Raw genomic sequence first — 25103 nt, forward strand, 5'->3', positions numbered from 1 at the left:
GTGGGGCGTCCCGCGGCCGGTTGCCTCAGGACCCAACAGTGCGTTCACGAGCCACCCACCACCCAGGACCGGCGTTCCCACCGCGCAAGCACGGCGTACTGACCAGCCCCGACCAGCGGAGCGGCTCAACAGTCAATGTTCCACCCAGAGCACCACCACCGACACGTACGGCCGGCGCGTGGTCCACCATGAACACCCACCCCCAGGCAGAACCTGCGGGCAGACGTTGGTGAGCTCCTTAGAAAGGAGGTGATCCAGCCGCACCTTCCGGTACGGCTACCTTGTTACGACTTAGTCCCAATCGCCAGTCCCACCTTCGACCACTCCCCCCTTGCGGTTGGGCCATGGGCTTCGGGTGTTACCAACTTTCGTGACTTGACGGGCGGTGTGTACAAGGCCCGGGAACGTATTCACCGCAGCGTTGCTGATCTGCGATTACTAGCGACTCCGACTTCATGGGGTCGAGTTGCAGACCCCAATCCGAACTGAGACCGGCTTTTTGGGATTCGCTCCACCTTACGGTATCGCAGCCCTCTGTACCGGCCATTGTAGCATGCGTGAAGCCCAAGACATAAGGGGCATGATGATTTGACGTCATCCCCACCTTCCTCCGAGTTGACCCCGGCAGTCTCCCATGAGTCCCCGGCATAACCCGCTGGCAACATGGGACGAGGGTTGCGCTCGTTGCGGGACTTAACCCAACATCTCACGACACGAGCTGACGACAACCATGCACCACCTGTGCACCGACCTTGCGGGGCGACCATCTCTGGCCGTTTCCGGTGCATGTCAAGCCTTGGTAAGGTTCTTCGCGTTGCATCGAATTAATCCGCATGCTCCGCCGCTTGTGCGGGCCCCCGTCAATTCCTTTGAGTTTTAGCCTTGCGGCCGTACTCCCCAGGCGGGGCACTTAATGCGTTAGCTGCGGCACGGAAACCGTGGAATGGTCCCCACACCTAGTGCCCAACGTTTACGGCATGGACTACCAGGGTATCTAATCCTGTTCGCTCCCCATGCTTTCGCTCCTCAGCGTCAGTAACTGCCCAGAGACCTGCCTTCGCCATCGGTGTTCCTCCTGATATCTGCGCATTCCACCGCTACACCAGGAATTCCAGTCTCCCCTACAGCACTCTAGTCCGCCCGTACCCGATGCAAGCCCGAGGTTGAGCCTCGGGATTTCACACCAGACGTGACAGACCGCCTACGAGCTCTTTACGCCCAATAATTCCGGACAACGCTTGCGCCCTACGTATTACCGCGGCTGCTGGCACGTAGTTAGCCGGCGCTTCTTCTGCAGGTACCGTCACTTGCGCTTCTTCCCTGCTGAAAGAGGTTTACAACCCGAAGGCCGTCATCCCTCACGCGGCGTCGCTGCATCAGGCTTTCGCCCATTGTGCAATATTCCCCACTGCTGCCTCCCGTAGGAGTCTGGGCCGTGTCTCAGTCCCAGTGTGGCCGGTCGCCCTCTCAGGCCGGCTACCCGTCGACGCCTTGGTAGGCCATTACCCCACCAACAAGCTGATAGGCCGCGAGCCCATCCCCCACCGAAAAACTTTCCAACCCCACCCATGCAGGCAAGGCTCATATTCGGTATTAGACCCCGTTTCCAAGGCTTATCCCAAAGTGGAGGGCAGGTTGCTCACGTGTTACTCACCCGTTCGCCACTGATCCACCCCGAAGGGCTTCACCGTTCGACTTGCATGTGTTAAGCACGCCGCCAGCGTTCGTCCTGAGCCAGGATCAAACTCTCCGTAAAAGTATCCCGTAACCCCCCGAAGAGAGTTAACGACCATACGGTTCATCCAACACTGACAGAACCAAGCTGAACTGCTTGATTTGTCCAAAGGAATCCAAGCCATACACGCAAGACTGCGAGCCTGGCCAGGGTTATATTTGGCATTGACTATCAAACGCACTGTTGAGTTCTCAAACAACCGACGCACACCATCCAGACCGAACCACTCTTCGCGGCCGGCCCCGTCCGGGGCAACCCTTCAACCTTACCCGGTTTCTCTCCTGCTGTCCAATCCGCTCTTCCGAGCGGATCGATTTCCAGAGAGATGCCAGGCCCACTCCGAGGCGCAGAACGCCCCTGTGAAGGAGAGTGGTTTGGCTTGCCCGGCCGGTCCGGCCACCTCGCGGTGTCCGTTCCCCGTTCTGGGCGACGTTCGAGAACAGTACACGGGGTGGCGGGGAGTGCCAAATCCGCAGGTCAGGCGCCTCCCCGCCCCGATTTTGCCTACTCTGCGGCGGCCACGGCAAGCGTGCGCTTGCCTCGGCGCAGCACTGCAAACCGGCCGTGCAGCAGGTCGCCCGGCTCGAGCACCTGCTCGTCCGAGGTCGCCTTGACGTTGTTGACGTAGGCGCCGCCCTCGGCGATCGCGCGGCGTGCCGCCGCCTTGGACGCCACGAGCCCGCTGCCGACGAACGCATCGACCACGAGGTCGCCGGCCTTCGCCGTCGTGCGCGGGAGCTCGGCGACGGCGCCGCGCAGCGTCACCTCGTCGAGCGAGCTCAGATCGCCGCGGCCGAACAGCGCCTGGCTCGCGGCGATCACGGCGCCCGTCGCGGCCTGGCCGTGCACGAGAGTCGTCACGTCACCCGCCAGCGCGCGCTGCGCCTCGCGGGCGAACGGTCGCTCGGCGACCTCGACCGCGAGCGCCTCGATCTCCTCGCGCGTGCGGAACGTGAACACCTTGAGGTAGCGCACGACGTCGGCGTCTGCCTGGTTGAGCCAGAACTGGTAGAAGGCGTACGGGCTCGTCAGCTCGGGATCGAGCCACACCGCGCCGCCCTCGGTCTTGCCGAACTTGGTCCCGTCGGCCTTCGTGACCAGCGGTGTCGTCAGCGCGTGCACCGCCACGCCCTCGGCCTTGCGGACCAGCTCGACGCCGGAGAGCAGGTTCCCCCACTGGTCGGAGCCACCCGTCTCGAGCGTCACGCCGTGCCGCCGGAACAGCTCGAGGTAGTCCATGCCCTGGAGGATCTGGTACGAGAACTCGGTGAAGGAGATGCCCTCGTCCGACTGCAGGCGGCGGGCAACCGTGTCCTTCGCGAGCATCGTGCCCAGCCGGTAGTGCTTGCCGACGTCGCGCAGGAACGAGATCGCCGAAAGGCCCGCCGTCCAGTCGAGGTTGTTGACCATCGTCGCGGCGTTCGGGCCGTCCCAGACCAGGAGGGGCTCGATCTGGCGTCGGATCCGCTCGACCCATCCAGCGACCAGCTCGGGGTCGTTGAGCGTGCGCTCCCCCGCCATCTTCGGGTCGCCGATGAGGCCCGTCGCCCCGCCGACCAGCGCGATCGGGCGGTGGCCGGCGTCCTGGAGTCGCCGCGCCGTGAGGATCTGCACGAGGTTGCCGATGTGCAGGCTGGGCGCCGTGGGGTCGAAGCCCACGTAGTACGTGATCGGTCCGTCGGCCAGCGCGGAACGCAGCGCGGCCTCGTCGGTGGTCTGCGCCACCAGGCCTCGCCACTGCAGCTCGTCGAGAACGTCGGTCACCGTGGTACTCCTCGTCAAGGTCCGGCGGCCCGGGTCGGCCGCCCGTCCTAGTCTGCCTGACGACGGCGCCGCGCCCGAGCGCGTTTCACGCCCGGGGCGTCACCGGCGGCGCGGCGAGACGGGCCGGTAGGCCGAGACCGTGCGCTCCCCCACGAGCCACGAGCGCCACGGGTACAGGTCGGCGCGGCCGCCGTCGCCGCTCACGCCGACGCGCGGGCCCGTGGCGACGACGCCCCGCTCGCGGTCGACGGGCAGCGCCATGACCAGCGGGCCGTCCGGGTCGGTGAGGTCCGCGCCGTCGTCGGTCAGGTCGAGGGCGAGCGCGACCGTCAGCCGCGCGGGGCCCCGCGCGATCTGCCGGTCGGAGTCGCAGACGCCGACGGCGAGGCGGCGCGAGCGCGCGAGCTCTGCGCCGTCGACCACCTCACCCGCGCGCAGCAGCACCGCCGAGGCGCGGCCGACCGGGCCGCAGACCACGTTGACGCAGTGGTGCAGCCCGAGGTGCCGGTAGACGTAGATGCGGCCGGGCTCGCCGAACATCGTCGCGTTGCGGGCCGTGCGGCCCCGGAAGGCGTGCGAGCCCGGGTCGTTCTCGCCGTCGTACGCCTCGACCTCGGTGATGCGCAGCGTGACGGTGCCGCCGGCCGTGCGGCGCACCAGGCGGGCGCCGAGGAGGTCGCGCGCGACGTCGTGGACGTCGCGCGCGTACCAGGCACGGCCGGGCACCTCCCACGGGGGGATCCCGGTGCTGCTGCCGGGATCCTCCGCGTTCGTCGTGGTCACCTGGGGGACGCTACGTCGACCGGAGCTCGGCGGGCCAGGTCTGGACGTGGCCGAAACCGTCGAGGCGGACGTCAGCACGCTCCCGCGTGCGCTCGCGCGCATAGTGGGCGGCCTCGTCGTCCATCCACGCGAGCCAGTGGGCGCGCTCGGCCGTGCCGTCGCGCGCCAGGCCGCGCCGCAGGCGCTCGGCGTCGTCGGCCTCGACCCACAGGAGCAGGCGCGCCTGTGCGTCGACGGCGCGGGCGCCCGCGCCGCAGCCCTCGAGCACGACGAACGGGGCGAGCGGCACCTCGTGCTCCTCGGCGTATGCCGAGGCGGCCCAGTCGTACCGGCGGTACCGGCCCGGTCGGCCCTCGGCGAGCGGGCCGAGGATCCCCTCCGCGAGGCGCTGGGCGCCGCCGTCGGGCCCGGCCTCCCAGCCTTCGTAGAGGTCGTCGAGGTGCACGACCGGGGCCGCACCGCCCGCGCCGTCGCCCAGGCGCGGTGCGAGCTGCGCGGCGAGCGTCGACTTGCCCGAGCCCGCCGGGCCGTCGACGACCACGAGGAACGGGCGGCCGGCCGGCGCCGTGGCGCGGCCCGCGCGCGCGAGTGCGGTGAGGGCGGCGACGACGTCGGGGGTGACGGTCATCGGCGGGTCGTGGCGCGCGGTCCGGACGAGCCGGACCACCGGGACGGCTGCGTCATGCCGCCGCCCAGAAGCGGTACTCCGTGGCGCGCTCCTTGGCCGACTCGAGCTGCTCGGCCACGCGGGCCGGGGCGGTGCCTCCGACGGCGTCGCGCGACGCGACCGAGCCCTCCACCGAGAGCACCGAGCGGACGTCAGGAGTCAGGTGCTCGCTGATCGCGGCGAGATCGGCGTCCGACAGGTCCCACAGCTCGATGCCGCGCTCCTCGCACGCCTTGACGCAGGTGCCCGCGACCTCGTGCGCGACGCGGAACGGGACGCCCTCGCGCACCAGCCACTCGGCGATGTCGGTGGCGAGCGAGAAGCCCTGCGGAGCCAGCTCGGCCATGCGGGCGGTGTCGAACGTCATCGTGCGGACCATGCCCGCGAAGGCGGGCAGCAGGACCGTGAGCGTGGCGACCTGGTCGAAGACCGGCTCCTTGTCCTCCTGCAGGTCGCGGTTGTACGCCAGCGGGAGGCCCTTGAGCGTGGCCATGAGTCCCGTGAGGTCGCCGATGAGGCGGCCGGCCTTGCCGCGTGCGAGCTCGGCGATGTCCGGGTTCTTCTTCTGCGGCATGATGCTCGACCCGGTGGAGTAGGAGTCGTCCAGGCGGACGAAACCGAACTCCTTGGTGTTCCAGAGGATGATCTCCTCGGCCAGCCGCGACAGGTCGACGCCGATCATCGCGGCGACGAACGCGAACTCCGCCACGACGTCGCGCGCAGCGGTGCCGTCGATCGAGTTCTCGACCGGGCCGTCGAAGCCGAGGTCCGCAGCGACGGCGGCCGGGTCCAGGGCGAGCGACGAGCCCGCGAGCGCCCCCGAGCCGTACGGCGAGCGCGCGGCGCGCACGTCCCAGTCGATGAACCGGTCGACGTCGCGCAGCAGCGGCCACGCGTGCGCGAGGAGATGGTGCGCGAGCAGCACCGGCTGGGCGTGCTGGAGGTGGGTGCGACCCGGCATCACCGCGGTCCCCGCCGCCTGCGCCTGGGCGATGAGGTCGTCGACGACGGTGAGCACCTGCGTCGCGATGGTGCGGGCCTGCTCGCGCAGGTACAGCCGCACGAGCGTGGCGATCTGGTCGTTGCGCGAGCGGCCGGCGCGGAGCTTGCCGCCGAGCTCGGCGCCCGCGCGCTCGAGCAGGCCGCGCTCGAGCGCGGTGTGGACGTCCTCGTCCTCGAGCAGCGGGAGGAACCTGCCGGCCTCGACGTCGGCCGCGAGGACGCCCAGGGCGTCGGTCATGCGGTCCAGCTCGTCGTCGGACAGCAGGCCGGCACGGTGGAGCACCTTGGCGTGGGCCTGCGAGCCGCGGATGTCGTAGGGCGCGAGCTTCCAGTCGAAGTGGGTGGACTGCGAGAGCGCCTGAAGCTCGGGCGAGGGGCCGCCCGCGAAGCGGCCGCCCCACAGCGCCATCGTGGGCTGCGCGGACGTGGTGGCCTCGCCGGCGTCGTGCTTCTCGATCTCGGGCATGGTGGGCCTTCCGGGTGGTGCGGGCAGATGCGGGGCGTGCCGGCCGCGGTCAGGGGGTCGCGAGCGCGAGGAAGCGCTGGGCGAGCTCGTCCCCGCCGGCGGGGTCACGCGAGATGACGAGGATCGTGTCGTCGCCGGCGATGCAGCCGAGCACGCCGGGGAACAGGGAGTGGTCGATCGCGGAGCCGAGGAAGTTGGCGGCACCCGGGGGCGTGCGCAGCACGACGAGGTTGGCGGACGCCTCGGCGGACACGAGCAGGTCGGCCAAGAGCCGGCCGAGGCGGGCGGCGAGGTACTCGTCGTCCTGGTCGGCCTGCACGCTGCGGTCGCCGCCCTCGCCGGGCACGGCGTAGACGAGGGCGCCCGCCGCGGTGCGGACCTTCTCGGTGCGCAGCTCGATGAGGTCCCGCGACAGCGTGGCCTGCGTGACCGACAGGCCCTCCTCCGCGAGGAGGCGGGCCAGCTCGGACTGGGAGTGCACGGCCCCGCGGCGCACCAGGTCGACGATGCGTGCCTGGCGCGCGGCCTTGGTGAGGGGGGCCACGACGCCGTCGGTCATCGCTGCTCCAGCAGCCAGGTCAGCAGCGCCTTCTGCACGTGCAGGCGGTTCTCGGCCTCGTCGAAGACGACCGACTGCGGGCCGTCGATCACGTCGGCGGTGATCTCCTTGCCGCGGTAGGCGGGCAGGCAGTGGAGCACGATCGCGTCGGGCTTGGCGTGCGCGAGCAGGTCCGCGTCGAGCTGGAACGGCAGGAACGCCTGTGCCCGCTCCTCCGCCTGGGCCTCGGCACCCATCGAGACCCAGGTGTCGGTCGCGACGGCGTCGGCGCCGGCCACGGCCTCGACCGGGTCCGTGGTGACGGTCACCGACCCGCCCGTCCGGGACGCGATCTCCTGTGCGCGGGCGACGACTGCGGCGTCGGGCAGGTAGCCCTCCGGGCCGCCGACGCGCACGTGCAGGCCGGCGGTGACCCCGCCGACGAGGTAGCTGTTGGCCATGTTGTTCGCGGCGTCGCCGACGTACGCGAAGGCCTGGCCGGGCAGCCCGCTGACGCCGCCGCGGTGCTGTGCGACCGTGAGCAGGTCCGCGAGGATCTGGCAGGGGTGGTAGCCGTCCGTCAGCGCGTTGACCACCGGCACGCTCGACGCCGCGGCCATCTCCGCGAGGCTGTCGTCGCCGAAGGTGCGCCACACGATGGCCGAGACCATGCGCTCAAGCACGTGCGTGGTGTCTGCGATCGACTCGCGCTTGCCGATCTGTGCCAGGTTGCCGTCGACGATCATCGGGAAGCCGCCGAGCTCGGCGATCCCCGTGGCGAACGAAACCTGGGTGCGCAGCGTCGGCTTGTCGGTGATGAACGCGACCGCGCGCGGGCCCGAGAGCGGCTGGCGCACGTGGCGGTCGTCGCGGAACGCCATGGCGAGCTCCAGGACCTGCTTCTGCTCGGCGGGTGAGAGGTCGTCGTCGCGCAGGAAGTGGCGGACGGTCATCGGGTCTCCTCGGGCTCGGGCGTGGTCTCGGCGGGGAGCGAGAGCGTGGCGAAGAACCGGGCCGCGTCGCGGGCCTGGTCCGTGTTGAGGATGAGCGGGGGCGCGAGGCGGATCGCGTCCGGAGCGACGGCGTTGACGATGAGCCCGGCCTCCAGTGCGGCGGCAGCGACGTCGGACGCCATGGGCTTGTTCAGCACGACGGCGAGCAGGAGCCCCCGCCCGCGGACCTCGCGGACCAGCGGCGAGCCGCACAGCTCGATCTCCTCGCGCAGCAGCGCACCGACCTGGCGGACGTTGGCCAGCAGGCCGTCACGCTCGATGACGCCGATCGTGGCGAGCGCGGCCGCGGCGGCGACCGGGTTGCCGCCGAACGTCGTCCCGTGCTGCCCGCGGCCGAGCAGCGTCGCGGCGCGCTCGCCGAACGCGATCACGGCCCCGATCGGGAAGCCGCCGCCGAGGCCCTTCGCGAGCGTGACGACGTCCGGCACGACGCCGCCGCCGACCTCCGGGTGCTGGTGCGCGAACCACGCCCCGGTGCGGCCCATGCCGGTCTGGATCTCGTCGAGGATCAGCAGCGCCCCCGCCTCGGTGGTCAGCCGGCGTGCGTGCGCGAGCCAGCCCGGCGGCAGGGTCCGTACGCCGGCCTCGCCCTGGAGGGGCTCGACGACGAGCGCGGCGACGGGGCCGCGCTCGGCGACGGCCTCGGCGCCGAAGGCTTCGTCGAGCGCGGCGGTGTCGCCGAACCGGAGGTGCTCGACGCCGCCGGGGAGCGGCTCGAACGGCTCCCGGTAGGCCTCCTTGGCGGTGAGGGCGAGCGCCCCCATGGAACGTCCGTGGAACGCTCCCTCGAGCGCGAGCACGCGGCCGAGCCGGCCGTCCGGGCGCACGCGGCGCGTCATCTTGAACGCGGCCTCGACCGCCTCGGTGCCCGAGTTCGTGAAGAAGACGCGCGAGCCCTGGGGTGCCTGGGCGAGGCGCAGCAGCGACTCGGCGAGCGCGATCTGGGTGGGCGTGCCGAAGAAGTTCGAGACGTGGCCCAGCGTGCCGAGCTGCGCGCTGATCGCCGCGGTGAGCGTGGGGTGCGCGTGGCCGAGGGCGTTGACGGCGATGCCTGCCAGCAGGTCGAGGTACCGCTTGCCGTCGGCGTCCCAGACGTACGGACCCTCGCCGCGCACCAGCACGCGCTGCGGCGGGCCGAAGGTGTCCATGACGGCGTGGGTGTACCGGCTGGTCCAGCCGGCGACCGAGACGGCGTCCGCGCCGGTCCACTGTTCGAGGAGCTCGCTACTCACCTGCATGACTATACATGTGAGTGCATAGACAAACTAGGCGGACTCGTCGCGGGCCTCGGCACGCCTGGCCTTGCTCCTGGCCCGCAGCACCTGGATGCCTGCCGGGACGACCGCGAGGACCACGGCCGCGAGCAGGATCATGTCGAAGTAGCTCTCGACGAAGTGCTGCACCGGCGGGATCAGGTGGAGGGCGTAGCCGAGGTAGACCATGCCGCCGGCCCAGAGGACGGCACCGATCGCGTTGTACAGCGAGTAGCGGCGGGCGGGCATGCGGCCGACACCGGCCGCGACCGGGGCGAAGGTGCGCACGACCGGCACGAACCGCGCGACGACGACAGCGCCCGGCCCGAAGCGGTCGAAGAAGACGTTGGTGCGCGCGACGTTCTCCCGGGAGAACAGACCGGACTCGCGTCGCTCGAAGATCGGGCGACCGGCCTTGTGGCCGATGTAGTAGCCGAGCTCGCCGCCGAGGAACGCGGCGACGGCGATGGCGAGCGCGACCCACGCGACGTGCACGTGGAAGATCTGGACCCCGGGCGCCGACAGCACCCCGCTGACGAGCAGGAGGGTGTCGCCCGGGAGGATGAAGCCGACGAGGAGGCCCGTCTCGGCGAAGACGATCAGGCAGACGACGAGCAGCGCCCAGGTGCCCGCGCCGTGGATGATCGCCTGCGGGTCCATCCACGAGACCAGAGATGTGTGAACCAAGATGCTCCTGCGCTCTCCGTGCTCGTGACCAACCGCCTTACGCTACCTGGCACCGGACCCGCAGGCGTTCGGCAGGCTCTACGACTGCATCACATCGAGCGGCCCGCGATGTGCCCGTCAGGGGCGTCCGGCACAACCATCGTGCCGTTGCCGCGCGTGGTGAAGACCTCGAGCAGCACCGAGTGCGGCTCCCGGCCGTCGATGACGGTCGCAGCCGGCACGCCGCCCTCGACGGCGCGCAGGCACGCCTCCATCTTCGGCACCATGCCGGACTCGAGGGACGGCAGCAGGGCCGCGAGCTCGCTCGCGGTGATGCGCTCGACCAGCGACGACTTGTCCGGCCACGCCGTGTACAGGCCCTCGACGTCCGTCAGCACGATGAGCTTCTTCGCGCCGAGCGCGACCGCGAGCGCCGACGCCGCGGTGTCGGCGTTGACGTTGAGCACCTGCCCGGGGACGTCGACGTCGGGCGCGACCGTGGAGACCACGGGGATGCGGCCCGCCGCAAGGATGTCCTCGACCGCGGACGGGTCGACGGCGGTGACGTCGCCGACGAGGCCGACGTCGACGGGCTCGCCGTTCACGACGGCGGTGCGGCGCGTGGCGCGGAACAGGCCGCCGTCCTCCCCCGACAGCCCGACGGCGAGCGGCCCGTGGGCGTTGACGAGGCCCACGAGCTCGCGGCCGACCTGGCCCGTGAGGACCATCCGCACGACCTCCATGGCGGCCGGCGTCGTGACGCGCAGGCCGCCGCGGAACTCGCTGGGGATGTTGAGGCGGCCGAGCATCGCGTTGATCTGCGGGCCGCCGCCGTGCACGACGACGGGACGCAGGCCCACCTGGCGCAGGAACACCATGTCCTGCGCGAAGGCGGCCTTGAGCGGCTCGTCGACCATCGCGTTCCCGCCGTACTTGACGACGACGAGCGCGCCGGCGAACTCCTGCAGCCAGGGCAGGGCCTCGAGGAGGACCTCGGCCTTCTGCTCGGGCGCGAGCGAGGCGACGGCGTCGCTGGTCATGAGGTGTACGCGCTGTTCTCTTCGACGTATGCGTGCGTGAGGTCATTGGTCCACAGCGTGACCTCGGTGCCGCCCGCGTGCAGGTCGACGAGGATCTCGACGAGGCGGTTCGCCGCGAGGTCGACCAGCGCCGGGTCCTCGTGCGCGCCGCCCGCCCGGCAGACCATGACGCCGTTGACGCTCACGTCGAGCTGGTCCGGGTCGAACGGTGCGACCGACTCGGGCACCGTGCCGACCTGGGCGAGGATGCGGCCCCAGTTCGGGTCGTTGCCGTAGACGGCGGTCTTGACCAGGTTCGACCGCGAGATCGCGCGGGCGACCGCGAGCGCAGCGTCCTCCGTCGTCGCGCCGGTGACCGTGATCGCGATGTCGTGCGAGGCGCCCTCGGCGTCGGCGAGGAGCTGGGCGGCGAGGTCGGCGGCGACGGTGCGGACGGCCTCGGCGAGCGTGGCGTCGTCCGGCGCGACGCCCGAAGCGCCCGAGGCCATGAGCACCACCGTGTCCGAGGTCGACATGCAGCCGTCGGAGTCGATGCGGTCGAACGTCGTCGCCGTCGCGGAGCGCAGCGCTGCGTCGAGCTGCGCGGCGCCCGCGTCGCCGTCGGGCACGACGGCGTCGGTCGTGATCACGCAGAGCATGGTGGCGAGCGCCGGGGCGAGCATGCCCGCGCCCTTGGCCATGCCACCGACGGTGAACGTGCCCTGCGGCGTCTCGACCGTGCGGACCGACGTCTTGGCGACGGTGTCCGTGGTCATGATGGCGGACGCCGCGGCGGCGCCCGCGGCCTCACCGCCGGCGAGGGCAGCGGCGGCGACGGGGATGCCGGCCAGCAGCTTCTCGCGCTTCAGGCGGACGCCGATGACGCCCGTCGAGGCGACCAGGACGTCGATCGCGCCGATGCCGAGCGCCTCGCCGACGGCCTCGGCCGTGGCGTGCGAGTCCTGGAACCCGCCGGGACCCGTGCAGACGTTGGCGGAGCCGGAGTTCAGCACGACCGCGCGCGCGACGCCGTCCTTCACGGCCTGGCGCGACCACAGCACCGGGGCGCCGACCACGCGGTTCGCGGTGAACACGGCGGCGGCCGCGAACTGCGGGCCGTCGTTGACGACGAGGGCGAGGTCCGGGTTGCCGGACGGCTTGAGGCCGGCGGTGATACCCGCGGCCCGGAACCCGGCGGCAGCGGTGACGGTCATGCCGAGGCCCCCGCGAGGTCGCGAGCGCAGGTCGGGGTCCCCGCGAGTCCGCGCAGCGCAGCGGGCGGACTCGTGGGGTGGTCGCAGCGAGTGACGTCGTGGGCAAGGCTCACGGAGCGACTCCTTCGGTGATCAGGCCCGCCGTCTCCGGGAGGCCGAGTGCGAGGTTGAGGGACTGGATCGCGGCGCCCGCGGTGCCCTTGACGAGGTTGTCGATGGCGGTCACGGTGACGACCCGCCCGGCGGCGGCGTCGACGGCGACCTGGACCAGCGCAGTGTTGGCGCCGAGCGTCATCGCGGTGCTGGGCCACTGCCCCTCGGGCAGCAGGTGCACGAACGGCTCGTCGGCGTACGCCTGCTCCCAGGCGGCGCGGACGGCGCCCGCGTCGGCGCCGGGCGCGAGGCGCGCCGTCGCCGTGGCGAGGATGCCACGCGACATGGGCACGAGCGTGGGCGTGAAGCTGATGGTCACGGCGTCCGCCCCGGCGACGCCGAGGTTCTGCGCGATCTCCGGGATGTGCCGGTGCGTGCCGCCGACGGCGTAGGGCGCCGCGGCGCCGAGCGCCTCCGAGGCCAGCAGGTGCGGCTTGAGCGACTTGCCGGCGCCCGAGTAGCCGTTCGCGAGCACCGCGACGACGTCGGTGGGCTCGATCAGCCCGGCGGCGATGCCCGGCTGCAGGCCGAGCGTGACGGCGGTGACGTTGCAGCCCGGGACGGCGACCCGCCGGGCCCCGCGCAGGAGGTCGCGCTGGCGGCCGGTCACGGTGCCGCCGCTCGCGTGCAGCAGCTCGGGCAGCCCGTACGGCCAGGTGCCCGCGTGGGGGCTGCCGTAGAACTGCTCCCACGCGGCGGCGGAGGTGAGGCGGTGGTCGGCGCCGAGGTCGAGGACCAGGACATCGTCGGGCAGCTGCGCCGCGATCTCGCCCGAGGCGCCGTGCGGCAGCGCGAGCACGACGACGTCGTGCCCCGCGAGCGCCTCGACGCTCGTCGGCTCGAGCACGCGGTCGGCGAGCGAGCGCAGGTGCGGCTGCAGGCTGCCGAGGGTGGCGCCGGCGTTGGAGTGCGCGGTGAGGGTGCCGATCTCGAGGTGCGGGTGGTTCGCGGCGAGCCGGAGGAACTCACCGCCCGCGTAGCCGGACGCGCCGGAGACGGCGACCCGGAAACGCTGCGTGGTCGTCATGTGCATGACTATACATACCCCTGCATAGAGTCGACACGCTATCTCGGCTGACGTCGCCGCGAGGAGCCCTACTCTGACCGCATGGACGTGACCCAGGCGGTGCGCGAGCGATTCGACGGACGGGCCCCGGAGTACGACGACAGCACGATGCACCGGGAGCTCGCCGCGGCGGTGGCCGGTTTCGTCTCCCTCGACGGCGTCGGCTCGGTGCTCGACGCCGGCACGGGCACCGGCCTGGTGCTGCGGGCCCTGGCGACCCGGCCCGAGGCGGAGGGTGTCCGGCTCGCCGGGATCGACCTGTCGCCCGGCATGCTCACGGTCGCGCGCGCCGCGCTGCCCGGCGCCGAGCTCGTCGAGGGCGACGCAACGGTGCTGCCCTTCGCCGACCGGTCGTTCGACGTCGTCACGTGCACGACGGCGCTCCACCTGTTTCCCGACGCCGACGCCGCGCTCGCCGAGTGGGTACGCGTGCTGCGACCGGGCGGACGCGTGGTCACGGCGACGTTCGTCGGGTTCGAGCCCGGCAAGCACCACCGGCATCACGGGGGCGGCGACGGCGCGCAGCCCGCGCCCGTCGCGCCGTACCCGATGCACCACGACCGGTTCGACTCCGTCGCGCGGATGGCCGCGTTCGGCGCCGCAGCAGCGTTGAGGGTGCTGCGCCACACCACGTGGACCGACGGCAACGACACCGTGCTCCTGGCCGAGCTGGGTCGCTGACGCGGGGCCGACCCCGACGTCCTCGTTCAGAGCGCCGGTGGCCGCACGAACGGCAGCAGCCGGAACTCCCGGCGTCGCAGCAGGCGCAGCACCACCCGCCGCGACGGCGGGAACGCGGCGAGCCCGGCCGCGACATCGAGCACCTGCGGCGCGCCCACCTGCCAGCTCTGCGCACCCCGGACCACGGTGCAGCCGCCCGCGGCGACGACGTTGCGGAACCACTGCACCTGCGTCCCGTAGGTGAGCTCGGTGACGAAGCCGTTCGGCGTGCGGGCCAGCACGAGCGGCGTCTCGTAGGTGCGCCCGGACGTGCGGCCCAGGTGCCGCACCAGGGTGAACGGCCCGCGCCCCGACCGGGCGGCGCGCAGCGTGAGGTGGTTGAGCGAGTGCTTGATGATCCGCAGCCAGGTCGCCTTGACCCGCCCGACGCCGTCGCTCGTCATACCCGCCATGCTCGCCGAGGTCGGCACGCTGCGCTCTCCGGCCGCGCGGGCCATGATCGGGCCGTGGACCGACTCGAGCTCACCGACTGGCGGCGTCGCGTCGCCGAGCTGTACGCCCGCGTCCGCGCCGAGACGGAGCCGGCGGACGGCTACGCCGTCTGGCGTGCCGGGCGGGACGACCTCTTCCTGCACCATCCGCAGTCGCCGCTGCCCGCGGACGACCCGCTGCGCGGGACGGGGCTGCCCTACCTGCCCTACGACCCGGGACTGCGCTTCGAGCTGGCCGTGCTGCCCGCCGAGCCGGCCTCGCTGCACCTCGACACCGGCGGCGACGGCACCACGACGCTCGAGCGGACGGGGCGCCTCGAGGTGCCTGGCGTGGGGTCGCTCGACGTGTGGTGGCTCGCGCAGTACGGCGGCGGGCTGTTCGTCCCGCTGCGCGACGCGACCGCGGGTGCCGAGTCCTACGGCGGCGGCCGCTACCTGCTCGACACCGCGAAGGGCGCCGACCTGGGCGGCACGCACGACCAGCTCGTCGTCGACCTCAACTTCGCCTACCACCCCTCCTGCCGGTACGACCCGGCGTGGGTCTGCCCGCTGGCTCCCCCGGGCAACCGCGTCGACGTCGCCGTGCGGGCCGGCGAGGTGCTCACGCGCTGAGCTGCTGATCCGCTGCCAGGTCCAGGTACATCACGTGCAGCCCCACGTACCCACGCGAGGGCGAGCGGAACGCGCCCGGCACGATCCCGATGGTCCGGAACCCCAGGGTGTGCCAGAGGTGCACGGCCGCGGCGTTCGTCTCGACGACGGCGTTGAACTGGATGCCACGGAAGCCCTGCGCGCGGTGCCACGCGACGACGTGCTCGCCGAGCGCCCGCGCCACCCCGCGCCCGCGCGCGGCCGGCGCGACCATGAACGACGCGGTGCCCACGTGCGCACCGTTCCCGGGCCGGTTCGGCCCCATCTTGGCGGTGCCGACGACGGCGCCGCCGAGGTCCGCAACGACGGTCGCGCCCGGAGGCTGCTCGAGCCACAAGGCGTGCGCCTGCTCGCTCGTCAGGTCCGCCGGATACGCGTAGGTCTCCCCCTCGCGCACCACCGCCTCGACGATGGGCCAGATCGCGGGCCAGTCGGCGTCCGTCGCAGGGCGGATCAGCAGGGCGGGGTCGGTCACGGTGCTCACGGTGCCGAGGGTAGCCATCCGGACGCGGGCGCCCCCCCACGAGCAAACCTGATGCGGCACGAAGGCCGATGCGGTCTGGTCCCTCGCATGCCTCCGGACCTGCGTGAGTAGGCTCTGCCGCATGCGCGCAGTGCAGGCCCGCGAGGCGGGCGGCCCCGAGGTCCTGTCCTCCGTCGAGCTCCCGGACCCCGAGCCCGGACCCGGTCAGCTGCTGGTGCGCGTGGCCGGCGCGGGGGTGAACTTCATCGACACCTACCGCCGCAGCGGCCAGTACCTGATGCCCTTCCCGCACGTCGTGGGTGTGGAGGGTGCCGGCGTCGTCGAGGGCCTCGGCGAGGGGGTCGACGCGTTCGCCGTCGGTGACCGCGTCGCCTGGAACGACGCGCCGGGCAGCTACGCCGAACTCGCGCTCGTGCCCGCCGCCAACGCCGTGCGCGTCCCGGCAGGCCTGGACCTGACCGTCGCGGCGGCGCTGCCGCTGCAGGGCATGACGGCGCACTACCTGGTGGCCTCGACGTTCGAGGTGGGCCCCGGCCACGACGTCCTGCTGCACGCCGGTGCTGGCGGGGTCGGGCTGCTGGCGACGCAGCTCGCCGTCGCGCGCGGCGGCCGTGTGATTACGACCGTGTCGACGCCCGAGAAGGCCGCGCTCTCGAGCGCGGCCGGCGCCGCGCACACCGTCGACTACGCCGCGATGGGCGACCTCACCGCCGAGCTGCCCGCTGCGGTCCGCGCGCTGACCGACGGCCAGGGCGTGCACGTGGTCTACGACGGCGTGGGGCGGTCCACGTTCGACGCGTCGCTCGTCTCGCTGCGCAAGCGCGGGATGCTCGTGCTCTTCGGCGCCTCCTCGGGCCCCGTGCCTGCGGTCGACCCGCAGCGGCTCAACCGCGCGGGCTCGCTGTTCCTCACGCGGCCGACCCTCGGGGACTACCTCGCGACGCGCGCCGAGCTCGAGTGGCGCTCGGCCGAGGTCATGGGCGCTGCCGCCGCGGGCGACCTCGACGTGCGCATCGGCGCGACGTTCTCGCTCGCCGACGCCGCAGAGGCGCACCGCGCGCTCGAGGGCCGGCGAACGACGGGCAAGGTCGTCCTGATCCCCTGAGCCCCGGCAGGCGTCAGCGCGCCCGCAGGCCGTCGATCGCGAGGCCGACGACGCGCTCGCGCTGCTCGGCGTCCGGGAACGCGACGCCCGCGACGCCGGAGAGCAGCCGGACGACGTCGTCGATCGAGACGTCGTCGCGTACGACACCGGCCTCCTGGGCGCGGCGCAGCAGCGGCTCGCCCGCGCCGTACATGGCGTGGCGGCACGACAGCATCACGCCGGACTCGCGGTTGAGGCCCTCGATGAGCACGCGCTTGGTGCCGATGTAGTCGACGAACCGCTGGAGCCAGGCTGCGAGGCCATCCCACGGGCCGAGCGCCTGCGCGTCGTGACCGGCGTCCACGAGCTTCTCGATCTCGGCGATGTACACGGCCTCGACGAGCGCGTCGCGCGTCGGGAAGTTCCGGTACAGCGTGCCGATGCCGACGCCGGCACGCCGCGCGACCTCCTCGAGCGACGCGCCCGTGCCGTGCTCGGCGAAGGCGTCGCGTGCGGCGACGAGCAGCGCGTCGAAGTTCCGGCGCGCGTCAGCGCGCTGCGGGCGCTGGATGCCGGTCCATTCCGGCAGCTCGGTGGGCAGCTCGACGGACGGGGTGGACACCGTTCCTCCAGGGGGTTGCGTGCGGAGGATCCCTCCGCTTATGTTGTACCGGAGGGTTCCTCCGATCGGAGCCATCCTCCCGATCCTACGCCTCGACGACGCAGGACCTCCCCCGCCAGAACGGATTCCTGTTCATGCGCCCCCACACCAGCCCCCGCCGCGCGCTCATCGCGCTCGGCGTCGCCATCGGCTCGTTCGCCACGCTCCAGTCGCTGCTCGTCCCCGTGCTGCCCGTGATGCAGCACGACCTGCACACCGACGCCGCCGGGATCACCTGGGCCCTGACCACCTGGCTCATCGTCTCGGCCGTCGCCACTCCCCTGCTCGGGCGCGCCGGCGACCTTCTCGGCAAACGCCGCGTCCTGCTCGCCGCCCTCGCGGCCGTCGCGCTCGGCAGCCTCGTCGCCGCCACGTCCCCCAACCTTCCCGTCCTGCTCGCCGGCCGTGCCCTGCAGGGCCTCGGCGGCGCGATGTTCCCGCTCGCGTTCGGCCTGGTCCGCGACGTGCTGCCCCGCGAGCGCGTGGCCGGCGGCATCGGTGCGCTGTCCGCGCTAGTCGCCGTCGGCGCGGGCATCGGCACCGTGCTCGCCGGACCGCTCGCCACGGCGATCGGCTGGCGCGGGCTCTTCCTGCTGCCGCTCGCCGGCGTCTCGGTCGGCGCGGTGCTCGTGCAGCGCGGCGTGCCGGACGGCGTCCCAGCCGCGCGCGGCCGCGTCAACGTTCCGGCAGGCGTGCTGCTCTCCGCCTGGCTGCTGGCCCTGCTGCTGCCCCTGAGCTCGGGCGCGTCGTGGGGCTGGGGCTCCGCACGGACGATCGGGCTCCTCGTCGCGGCTGCGGTGCTCGCCACCGTGTGGGTCGCGGTCGAGCTGCGCGCCCGCGAGCCGCTCGTCGACATGCGCATGATGCGGCTGCCCGGCGTGTGGAACACCAACGTCGCCGCCGTGCTGGTGGGCGCCGCGATGTTCGGGGTCTGGGCATACTTCGCGCGGTTCCTCCAGGAGCCGGTCTCGACCGGCTACGGCCTCGGGGCCGGCGTCGGCACCGCCGGGCTCCTCATGCTGCCCATGCTGGTGCTGATGGCGGCCGCCGGGTTCTTCACCGGGCCGCTGACTCGCGTCGTGCCCCTGCGCGCCCAGCTCGCGGGCGGTGCGCTGCTCATCGCCGTCGCGACGACGGCGATCGCGCTCGTCCACGGCTCCGCGGCCGTGCTCGCGGTCGAGGCCGGCGTCTTCGGGCTCGGGCTCGGGGTCGCGTTCGCGGCCATGACCAACGTCGTCGTCGCGTCCGTGCCCGCTGACCGCACCGGCGTCGCCAGCGGGATGAACGCCAACCTGCGCACCATCGGGTCCGCGGTCGGCACGGCGCTCACCACCGCCATCGTCACCGGCTCCGCGGCGACCGCAGGCGGCGAGCCGACCGAGCGCGGGTACGTCGTCGGGTTCCTCGTGCTGGCCGTGCTCGCGGGGCTCGCTGCGGTGGTCGCGCTGGCCTCGAGGCCGTCGCGGGCAGCGGCGCGCGACGCCGTCGAGCACGACGGCGCGCTCGAGGCCCGCGACCTCGAGGAGGCGCTCGCCGCATGACGCCGCACCGGACCTCTCGGCACACGCCCGTCGCTTCCGTAGGCTGCCGGGCATGAGCATCCCCGAAGCAGCGGACCGTCGCGTCCGCATCGCCGTCCAGCTCCAGCCGCAGCAGGCCGAGTACGGCCAGATCCGTGACGCCGTCCTGCGCGCCGAGGACCTCGGCGTCGACGTGATCTTCAACTGGGACCACTTCTACCCGCTCTACGGCGACCCGGACGGCAAGCACTTCGAGTGCTGGACCATGCTGGGCGCCTGGGCCGAGCTCACCGAGCGCGTCGAGATCGGCGCGCTGGTGACCTGCAACTCCTACCGCAACCCTGACCTGCTGGCCGACATGGCCCGCACCGTCGACCACATGTCCGGCGGCCGCCTGATCCTCGGCATCGGTGCAGGGTGGTTCCGCAAGGACTACGAGCAGTTCGGCTACGAGTTCGGCACCGCGGGCAGCCGCATCGCGCGGCTCGCCGCCGACCTCCCGCGCATCAAGGCCCGCCTCGCCGCGGGCAACCCCGCCCCGACACGGGAGATCCCCGTGCTGGTCGGCGGTGGCGGCGAGCGCAAGACGCTGCGCATCGTGGCCGAGCACGCCGACGTCTGGCACTCGTTCGGCGACGTCGAGACCCTGACGCGCAAGTCCGCCATCCTCGACGAGCACGGTGCGGCCGTCGGGCGGGACACGGCGCGGCTCGTCGAGCGGTCGGTCGAGGTCCGGGGCACCCCGGGCGAGAGCGGCAAGGCGCTCGTGGCGGCAGGGGCCACGCTCCTGACGGTCGGGGTCGGCGGTCCCGACTACGACCTCACCAGGCTCCGGGACTGGATCGCCTGGCGCGACGCGCGCTGACGCGGTGATCTTGACGCCGCTCGAGTTCCCGCGCGTGTTCGCGCTGGCGACCCGGGGCTGACCCGGGCCGTCAGCGGCCCGTGAGCTCCTCGGTGAGCGGGTCGCCCGCCCCTGCGGGCAGCACGCGCAGCCGCCGGGCGTTGGCCGGTGCGCCCGGAGCGAGCGCGCGCAGCGACGTCGGCGTGTCTGCCGTGACGCGCACGAACCAGCCCGAGCAGGCGTCGAGCTCGCCGCGCGCGATCGCCGTGACGACGTCGACGGTGCGCTCGACCGGAGTCCACTCCGTGCGGCCCGCGTGCATCGGCATGGACGCGGTCATGTCGGTCGCGACGCTGCCCGGCGCCACCTCGAACACCCGCAGCCCGCGCGCGTGACCGGCATCGTGCAGGTGCGCGCCCAGCCGGACCAGCGCCGTCTTGGCGACGTTGTAGGCGCTCGAGCCGGGCATCTCGTGGCTCGAGGCGCCCGACGCCAGGTGCACGACCCGCCCTCCGCCCCGCGCGAGCATCCGCGGCACGAGGGCGTGCGCCAGCAGGAACGGCCCGCGCACGTCGACCTCGACGGTGCGCCACCACTCGTCGGGGTCGGCCTCCCAGGCCGGCACCTCGGCGTCGATGACGCCGGCGGCGTCGACCAGCAGGTCGACGCCGCCGAGCTCCGTCTCGGCCTGCTCGACGGCGGCGCGCACGGCGTCCGCGTCGGTCACGTCGGCGGCCAGCACGACGGCGTGGCGCCCCGCCGCGCGCACCGCTGCGGCCACGTCGTCGAGGCGTGCCACGTCACGGGCGAGCGGCGCGACGTCGAGGCCCGCGGCCGCGAGGCCGAGCGCCACCGCGCGGCCGATGCCGCGCGAGGCGCCCGTGACCAGCGCGGTGCGCGCCGGGGCCGGGTCAGCCACGCAGGACGGCCCCGATCGCGGCGGCCGCGGCGACGACGCCGTCGCGCGCCGCGCGCACCTCGTCGGCCGTCAGCGTGTGGTCCGCGGCACGTAGACGCACCGCGTAGGCCAGGGACTTCTTGCCCTCGCCGAGCTGCTCGCCCGTGAAGACGTCGAACAGCGTGACGTCCTCGAGGAGGTCGCCCGCGCCCGCCACGACGGCGGCGCGCACCGCCTCTGCGGGCATCCCGGCGTCGACCACGAACGCGAAGTCCTCCTTCGCGGCCGGGAAGGCCGAGACCGGCGCCGCGACCACGGGCTCGCCGCTCGAGGCGGCGGCGAGCGCGCTGAGGTCGAGCTCGAAGGCGACCGACCTCTTCGGCAGCCCGGTGCGCTCGACGACCTTGGGGTGCAGCTCGCCGGCGTGGCCGACCAGCTCGCCGCCCGCGAGGAGGCGGGCACAGCGGCCGGGGTGCCATGGCATCGTCTCGACGTCGGGCTCGACCGTCACCGCGACGCCGGCCCGCTCGGCCACGAGGCGCGCGAGCTCGAGAGCGTCGGCCCAGTCGGCGGTCCGGCCCTCGCCCCACCAGCCGGCGTGGTCGCGACGACCGGTGAGCACACCGGCCACGTGACGGGGCTGCGGCGGCACCGCGACCTCGAGCGCCGCCAGCTCGTCGTCGGACGGGCGGATGCCCACGGGCAGCTGCGGCGCGGCGGGCGCGTCGGCGTCGGGCAGGGTGACGAGGCCGACCTCGAAGACCGCGACGTCGGGCAGGCCGCGCGCGACGTTGCGGCGCGCGGTCTCCACGAGCGTGACCAGCAGCGACGTGCGCAGGAGCGGGCGGTCGTCCGCGAGCGGGTTCACCAGGCGCAGCGCGTTTCGGCGCGAGTCGCCGGCGGGCAGGCCGAGCGCGTCGAGATCGGCCTCGCCGACGAACGGGTACGAGATCGTCTCGACGAGACCCGCCTCGGCGAGGGAGCGCGCGACCGAGCGGCGCATGCGCTGCCCGGCGGTCAGGCCGCGGCCTCCGGGGGCGGCCGGCACGACGGACGGGATCTGGTCGTACCCCGCGATGCGGACGACCTCCTCGACGAGCGCGACACGCTCGGTGAGGTCGGGCCGCCACGTCGGCGGGGACACGACCACCGAGTCCTGGTCGGGGCCGGGCGAGACGCTGCAGCCGATCTGCTCGAGGATGCCGACGACCTGCTCGCGCGAGTACTCCACCCCGGCGACGCGCGCGGCGAGGCCGAGCGGCACGGTGACCGGTGCGGGCTCGCTCGTCTCGTCGAGGTCGCTCACGGCCGGGTCGGCGACGCCGCCGCCGTGCTCGACCAGCAGGTCGACGACCCGCTGCGCCGCGACCGCGGGCAGCCGCGGGTCGACGCCGCGCTCGAACCGCTTGGCCGCCTCCGAGGGCAGCTTGTGGCGGCGCGCGCTGCGGGCGACCGTGATCGGGTCGAAGTGGGCGGCCTCGACCAGCACCGCCGTCGTCGTCGCGGAGACCTCGGAGGAGGCGCCACCCATGACGCCCGCGATGCCGAGCACCCGCGAGGCGCGCACCCCCTCGGGGCTGTCCGTGATGAGGAGGTCCTCGGCGTCGAGGGCGCGGTCGACGTCGTCGAGCGTGGTGAGGCGCTCGCCGGCGGCGGCGCGGCGGACGACGATCGGGGCGGCCACCTTGTCGAGGTCGTACGCGTGCAGCGGCTGGCCCAGGTCGAGCATCACGTAGTTCGTAACGTCGACGGCGAGTGAGATCGAACGCATGCCCGAGCCCTCGAGGCGGCGCTTCATCCAGGCCGGCGTCGCGACAGTGGGGTCGATGCCGCGCACGATGCGCGTGACGAACCGGTCGCAGCCGACGACGCCGTGGATCGGCGCGACGTCCTCGACCTCGACGACGAACCCGTCCGCGGTCGCGGCCGGCGGGGGCACCTCGAGGTTCGAGGCGAGGCCGCGGTCGGTGAAGCGGGCGCCCGTGGAGTGCGAGAACTCACGGGCGACGCCCCGGTAGCTGAACGCGTACCCGCGGTCCGGGGTCACGTTGATCTCGAGGACCTCGTCGCCCAGGCCGAGCAGCGCGATGGCGTCCTGGCCCGGCTTGAGGCCGGCCTCGTCGAATCCGAGACGGGGCAGCACGATGATCCCGTCGTGGTCCTCCCCCAGGCCCAGCTCGCGCTGCGAGCAGATCATGCCGTCCGAGACGTGGCCGTACGTCTTGCGCGCGGCGATGGCGAACGGCCCAGGCAGCACGGTGCCGGGCAGCGCGACGACGACGAGGTCGCCCACGCCGAAGTTGTGCGCGCCGCAGACGATGCCACGAGCGCCGGTCCCACCGAGCGCGGGGTCGTTGTGCTCGGGGCCGACGTCGACCATGCACCAGTTGATGGTCTTGCCGTTCTTCTGCTGCTCGGGCGTCTGCTCGAGCACGCGGCCGACGACGAGCGGGCCCGTGACCTTGGCGGCGTGGACCGCCTCCTCCTCCAGGCCCACCCGCACCAGGGCGGCGGCGAGCCGCTCGGCAGTGAGGTCCTGCGGGAGCTCGACATGGTCGCCGAGCCACTCCGTGACGACGCGGGGCATCAGATCTCCATCCCGAACTGGGTGGAGAAGCGCACGTCGCCCTCCACGATGTCGTGCATGTCAGCAATCCCGTGGCGGAGCATGACCGCGCGCTCGACGCCGACGCCGAACGCGAAGCCCTGGTACTCGTCCGGGTCGACGCCGGCGGCGCGCAACACGTTGGGGTGCACCATGCCGCAGCCGCCCCACTCGATCCAGCCGGGGCCGCCCTTCTTCTGCGGGAACCACAGGTCCATCTCGGCCGACGGCTCCGTGAACGGGAAGAACGAGGGTCGCAGGCGCGTCTTGGCCTCGGGGCCGAACATCGCCCTGGCGAATGCGTCGAGCGTGCCGACGAGGTTGGCCATCGTCAGCCCCTTGTCGATCGCGAGGCCCTCGCACTGGTGGAAGACCGGAGTGTGGGTCGCGTCGAGCGCGTCGGTGCGGAAGACCTTGCCGGGCACGGCGATGTACAGCGGTGCGCCGCGCGCGATGAGCGAACGGGCCTGGACCGGCGACGTGTGCGTGCGCAGGACGAGGTTCTTGCCGCCGGCGACGTAGAACGTGTCCTGCATCTGCCGGGCCGGGTGGTCCGGGCCGAAGTTCAGGGCGTCGAAGTTGAACCATTCGGCCTCGACCTCGGGGCCTTCGGCGATCTCCCAGCCCATGCCGACGAAGAAGTCGGCGATGTTCTCCTGGATCGACTCGACCGGGTGCCGCGCGCCCGCGGGACGGCGGCCCGTCGGCAGCGTGACGTCCACGGCCTCCTCGAACAGGACCCGCTCGTCGCGCTCGGCCTCGAGCTCGGCCTGGCGGGCGGCGATCGCCTGCGCGATCTTCCCGCGGCGCGGGCCGAGGTTCTTCCCGGCGGCGGCCTTGTCGGGGCCGGGCAGGCCGCCGATCGCGCGGTTCGCGAGGGCGAGCGGGCTGCGGTCGCCCGTGTGCGCGGTGCGGACCACCTTGAGGGCTTCGAGGTCGCCGGCCCCGGCGACGTCGACGAGCGCCTTCTCGACGGCGGCGTCGAGCGCGGCGACGTCGAGCGGGCTGGGGCCCTCGGGCAGGGCGTCGGCAGGTGCAGACATGGTGCCTTCCGAAAGAGGGAGGTCGGGGACGGGGGTCAGTCTATTGGGCGCGGACGGGCGGCCCTGGCCTCGGTCAGGTCGTCGGTTCGCGCTCTGGTCGTCGGACGCGTCGCACGATCGGGACGCGCACCGACGACCTGATCGCTCACGCCCCGCTGAGGGGCAGCTGCGCGACGTCCGTGTGCAGCGCGCCGCCCGAGCGGCCGGCGCCCAGCTCGCTCGCGACCACGTGGACGCGGTCGACCGTCCACGACGGGCCGCGGTAGACAGCCAGGGCGTGCGCCCACTGCGCGAGCGGCGCCTCCTCGGACAGGTCGCGCGGGCGACGAGTGGCGCCGCGGTTCGGCATCCCGCGCGACGTCGACGCGCGCGCCAGGGTGAGATGCGGGCGGCCGCCCGCGCGGTCGTCCGCGCGGAAGCCCGACTCGGCCGCTGCATCCTCGGCGGCGCGGGCGAGCCCGGCCAGCCCGGAGGCGCCCTCGCCGACGCCGGCCCAGAGCGTGCGCCTGCCGAAGGACCCGCCGCCCGCGAGCACGACGTCGAACGGCGGGGCCAGGGCGACCAGCGCCCGCAGCGCCTCGACGTACCCCGGCACGGCGCCGTCGGGCACCTCGCCGTGGAACGCGAGCGTCACGTGCCGCTGCTCCTTGGGCACCCAGCGGAGGCCGGCGCCCGGGTCGGCGACGGCGGCGCCCCCGATCGAGCCGAGGGCCAGGTCGAGGTGGGCGGAGGCCTCCGGCGACGGGTAGACGGCGGTGAACAGGCGCATCACGCGATCGTCTCAGCCGCGTGGTGCGGTGTC

Annotated in this window: 23 protein-coding genes and 1 rRNA gene; 5 read left to right on the forward strand and 19 right to left on the reverse strand. The window is 73.0% G+C overall.

Features of this window, described 5'->3' with window-relative positions:
- Window positions 1–242: 242 nt before the first annotated feature.
- The 12 genes from ACO4JP_RS12595 to argC form a co-directional block, all read right to left on the reverse strand.
- Window positions 243–1756, reverse strand: a 16S ribosomal RNA gene (locus tag ACO4JP_RS12595).
- A gap of 483 nt (window positions 1757–2239) precedes the next feature.
- Entirely contained in the window at window positions 2240–3499 is a 1260-nt protein-coding gene (gene tyrS / locus ACO4JP_RS12600; RefSeq protein ID WP_425954172.1) for a tyrosine--tRNA ligase, read from the reverse strand.
- A 99-nt stretch (window positions 3500–3598) separates the two neighbouring features.
- Window positions 3599–4282: a DNA-3-methyladenine glycosylase gene (locus ACO4JP_RS12605; RefSeq protein WP_425954174.1), complete on the reverse strand. Its 684-nt coding sequence runs from the start codon at window positions 4280–4282 to the stop codon at window positions 3599–3601.
- Window positions 4283–4292: 10 nt separating this feature from the next.
- On the reverse strand, window positions 4293–4910 hold the full coding sequence (locus ACO4JP_RS12610) for a uridine kinase family protein (protein ID WP_425954176.1): 618 nt from the start codon (window positions 4908–4910) through the stop codon (window positions 4293–4295).
- 52 nt (window positions 4911–4962) lie between these two features.
- Window positions 4963–6417, reverse strand: coding sequence for an argininosuccinate lyase (gene argH / locus ACO4JP_RS12615; protein WP_425954178.1), 1455 nt, complete (start codon window positions 6415–6417; stop codon window positions 4963–4965).
- 49 nt (window positions 6418–6466) lie between these two features.
- On the reverse strand, window positions 6467–6976 hold the full coding sequence (locus ACO4JP_RS12620) for an arginine repressor (protein WP_425954180.1): 510 nt from the start codon (window positions 6974–6976) through the stop codon (window positions 6467–6469).
- Window positions 6973–7908 (reverse strand): ornithine carbamoyltransferase, encoded by a 936-nt coding sequence (gene argF / locus ACO4JP_RS12625; RefSeq protein ID WP_425954182.1) that lies wholly within the window; start codon window positions 7906–7908, stop codon window positions 6973–6975. The genes ACO4JP_RS12620 and argF overlap by 4 nt, the downstream gene beginning before the upstream one ends.
- A complete protein-coding gene (locus ACO4JP_RS12630) occupies window positions 7905–9206 on the reverse strand; it encodes an acetylornithine transaminase (RefSeq protein WP_425954184.1) in 1302 nt (433 codons plus the stop codon). The genes argF and ACO4JP_RS12630 overlap by 4 nt, the downstream gene beginning before the upstream one ends.
- Window positions 9207–9233: 27 nt before the next feature.
- Window positions 9234–9908: a DedA family protein gene (locus tag ACO4JP_RS12635; RefSeq protein ID WP_425954186.1), complete on the reverse strand. Its 675-nt coding sequence runs from the start codon at window positions 9906–9908 to the stop codon at window positions 9234–9236.
- Window positions 9909–9997: 89 nt separating this feature from the next.
- On the reverse strand, window positions 9998–10927 hold the full coding sequence (argB, locus tag ACO4JP_RS12640; RefSeq protein ID WP_425954188.1) for an acetylglutamate kinase: 930 nt from the start codon (window positions 10925–10927) through the stop codon (window positions 9998–10000).
- The gene (argJ, locus tag ACO4JP_RS12645; RefSeq protein ID WP_425954190.1) at window positions 10924–12120 is read right to left on the reverse strand and encodes a bifunctional glutamate N-acetyltransferase/amino-acid acetyltransferase ArgJ; all 1197 of its coding nucleotides are present in this window, start codon (window positions 12118–12120) and stop codon (window positions 10924–10926) included. The genes argB and argJ overlap by 4 nt, the downstream gene beginning before the upstream one ends.
- Window positions 12121–12229: 109 nt before the next feature.
- Complete coding sequence (argC, locus tag ACO4JP_RS12650) at window positions 12230–13306, reverse strand: N-acetyl-gamma-glutamyl-phosphate reductase (protein WP_425954192.1); 1077 nt, start codon at window positions 13304–13306, stop codon at window positions 12230–12232.
- 75 nt (window positions 13307–13381) lie between these two features.
- On the opposite strand from argC, the gene ACO4JP_RS12655 reads away from it, so the two are divergent.
- Window positions 13382–14020 carry a class I SAM-dependent methyltransferase gene (locus ACO4JP_RS12655; protein ID WP_425954194.1) on the forward strand — a complete coding sequence of 213 codons (639 nt, stop codon included), beginning with the start codon at window positions 13382–13384 and terminating at the stop codon, window positions 14018–14020.
- A 26-nt stretch (window positions 14021–14046) separates the two neighbouring features.
- Here the strand turns inward: ACO4JP_RS12655 and ACO4JP_RS12660 are convergent, their stop codons facing one another.
- Window positions 14047–14463, reverse strand: a complete 417-nt coding sequence (locus ACO4JP_RS12660; RefSeq protein ID WP_425954196.1) for a nitroreductase family deazaflavin-dependent oxidoreductase — start codon at window positions 14461–14463, stop codon at window positions 14047–14049.
- A gap of 63 nt (window positions 14464–14526) precedes the next feature.
- On the opposite strand from ACO4JP_RS12660, the gene ACO4JP_RS12665 reads away from it, so the two are divergent.
- Window positions 14527–15123, forward strand: coding sequence for a DUF1684 domain-containing protein (locus ACO4JP_RS12665; RefSeq protein ID WP_425954198.1), 597 nt, complete (start codon window positions 14527–14529; stop codon window positions 15121–15123).
- On the opposite strand, the gene ACO4JP_RS12670 is transcribed toward ACO4JP_RS12665, so the two are convergent.
- Entirely contained in the window at window positions 15113–15646 is a 534-nt protein-coding gene (locus ACO4JP_RS12670; protein WP_425954200.1) for a GNAT family N-acetyltransferase, read from the reverse strand. The two genes, ACO4JP_RS12665 and ACO4JP_RS12670, sit on opposite strands and share 11 nt — an antisense overlap.
- A gap of 121 nt (window positions 15647–15767) precedes the next feature.
- Here ACO4JP_RS12670 and ACO4JP_RS12675 point away from each other — a divergent pair, with 121 nt between their 5' ends.
- The gene (locus ACO4JP_RS12675; protein ID WP_425954202.1) at window positions 15768–16751 is read left to right on the forward strand and encodes a quinone oxidoreductase family protein; all 984 of its coding nucleotides are present in this window, start codon (window positions 15768–15770) and stop codon (window positions 16749–16751) included.
- A gap of 13 nt (window positions 16752–16764) precedes the next feature.
- On the opposite strand, the gene ACO4JP_RS12680 is transcribed toward ACO4JP_RS12675, so the two are convergent.
- The gene (locus ACO4JP_RS12680; protein ID WP_425954204.1) at window positions 16765–17352 is read right to left on the reverse strand and encodes a TetR/AcrR family transcriptional regulator; all 588 of its coding nucleotides are present in this window, start codon (window positions 17350–17352) and stop codon (window positions 16765–16767) included.
- A gap of 134 nt (window positions 17353–17486) precedes the next feature.
- Here ACO4JP_RS12680 and ACO4JP_RS12685 point away from each other — a divergent pair, with 134 nt between their 5' ends.
- Both ACO4JP_RS12685 and ACO4JP_RS12690 read left to right on the forward strand, forming a co-directional pair.
- Window positions 17487–18932 carry an MFS transporter gene (locus ACO4JP_RS12685; protein WP_425954206.1) on the forward strand — a complete coding sequence of 482 codons (1446 nt, stop codon included), beginning with the start codon at window positions 17487–17489 and terminating at the stop codon, window positions 18930–18932.
- 52 nt (window positions 18933–18984) lie between these two features.
- Window positions 18985–19776 (forward strand): LLM class F420-dependent oxidoreductase, encoded by a 792-nt coding sequence (locus tag ACO4JP_RS12690; protein WP_425954208.1) that lies wholly within the window; start codon window positions 18985–18987, stop codon window positions 19774–19776.
- Between the two features lie 70 nt (window positions 19777–19846).
- Here the strand turns inward: ACO4JP_RS12690 and ACO4JP_RS12695 are convergent, their stop codons facing one another.
- The 4 genes from ACO4JP_RS12695 to thpR all read right to left on the reverse strand — a co-directional run bounded on the left by ACO4JP_RS12695 (window position 19847) and on the right by thpR (window position 25070).
- Entirely contained in the window at window positions 19847–20674 is an 828-nt protein-coding gene (locus ACO4JP_RS12695) for an SDR family NAD(P)-dependent oxidoreductase (RefSeq protein ID WP_425954210.1), read from the reverse strand.
- Complete coding sequence (gene pheT / locus ACO4JP_RS12700; protein ID WP_425954212.1) at window positions 20667–23240, reverse strand: phenylalanine--tRNA ligase subunit beta; 2574 nt, start codon at window positions 23238–23240, stop codon at window positions 20667–20669. The genes ACO4JP_RS12695 and pheT overlap by 8 nt, the downstream gene beginning before the upstream one ends.
- A complete protein-coding gene (gene pheS / locus ACO4JP_RS12705) occupies window positions 23240–24301 on the reverse strand; it encodes a phenylalanine--tRNA ligase subunit alpha (RefSeq protein WP_425954214.1) in 1062 nt (353 codons plus the stop codon). Before pheS ends, pheT begins: the two co-directional genes overlap by 1 nt.
- Before the next feature lie 145 nt (window positions 24302–24446).
- Entirely contained in the window at window positions 24447–25070 is a 624-nt protein-coding gene (gene thpR, locus ACO4JP_RS12710; protein ID WP_425954216.1) for an RNA 2',3'-cyclic phosphodiesterase, read from the reverse strand.
- Window positions 25071–25103: the final 33 nt, after the last annotated feature.

It is taken from the genome of Xylanimonas sp. McL0601 (genome assembly GCF_049852175.1).
In the GTDB taxonomy this organism is placed as follows: domain Bacteria; phylum Actinomycetota; class Actinomycetes; order Actinomycetales; family Cellulomonadaceae; genus Xylanimonas.

Bases quoted from the DNA above. Each gene is read 5' to 3' on its own strand.
- argB (WP_425954188.1), bottom strand. From the start codon at position 10,927: ATGACCAGCGACGCCGTCGCCTCGCTCGCGCCCGAGCAGAAGGCCGAG.
- pheT (WP_425954212.1), bottom strand. From the start codon at position 23,240: ATGCCCCGCGTCGTCACGGAGTGGCTCGGCGACCATGTCGAGCTCCCG.
- argF (WP_425954182.1), bottom strand. From the start codon at position 7,908: ATGACCGTCCGCCACTTCCTGCGCGACGACGACCTCTCACCCGCCGAG.
- ACO4JP_RS12660 (WP_425954196.1), bottom strand. From the start codon at position 14,463: ATGACGAGCGACGGCGTCGGGCGGGTCAAGGCGACCTGGCTGCGGATC.
- ACO4JP_RS12655 (WP_425954194.1), top strand. From the start codon at position 13,382: ATGGACGTGACCCAGGCGGTGCGCGAGCGATTCGACGGACGGGCCCCG.
- thpR (WP_425954216.1), bottom strand. From the start codon at position 25,070: ATGCGCCTGTTCACCGCCGTCTACCCGTCGCCGGAGGCCTCCGCCCAC.
- argJ (WP_425954190.1), bottom strand. From the start codon at position 12,120: ATGACCGTCACCGCTGCCGCCGGGTTCCGGGCCGCGGGTATCACCGCC.
- argH (WP_425954178.1), bottom strand. From the start codon at position 6,417: ATGCCCGAGATCGAGAAGCACGACGCCGGCGAGGCCACCACGTCCGCG.
- pheS (WP_425954214.1), bottom strand. From the start codon at position 24,301: ATGTCTGCACCTGCCGACGCCCTGCCCGAGGGCCCCAGCCCGCTCGAC.
- ACO4JP_RS12690 (WP_425954208.1), top strand. From the start codon at position 18,985: ATGAGCATCCCCGAAGCAGCGGACCGTCGCGTCCGCATCGCCGTCCAG.
- ACO4JP_RS12685 (WP_425954206.1), top strand. From the start codon at position 17,487: ATGCGCCCCCACACCAGCCCCCGCCGCGCGCTCATCGCGCTCGGCGTC.
- argC (WP_425954192.1), bottom strand. From the start codon at position 13,306: ATGCACATGACGACCACGCAGCGTTTCCGGGTCGCCGTCTCCGGCGCG.
- ACO4JP_RS12675 (WP_425954202.1), top strand. From the start codon at position 15,768: ATGCGCGCAGTGCAGGCCCGCGAGGCGGGCGGCCCCGAGGTCCTGTCC.
- ACO4JP_RS12610 (WP_425954176.1), bottom strand. From the start codon at position 4,910: ATGACCGTCACCCCCGACGTCGTCGCCGCCCTCACCGCACTCGCGCGC.
- ACO4JP_RS12630 (WP_425954184.1), bottom strand. From the start codon at position 9,206: ATGCAGGTGAGTAGCGAGCTCCTCGAACAGTGGACCGGCGCGGACGCC.
- ACO4JP_RS12620 (WP_425954180.1), bottom strand. From the start codon at position 6,976: ATGACCGACGGCGTCGTGGCCCCCCTCACCAAGGCCGCGCGCCAGGCA.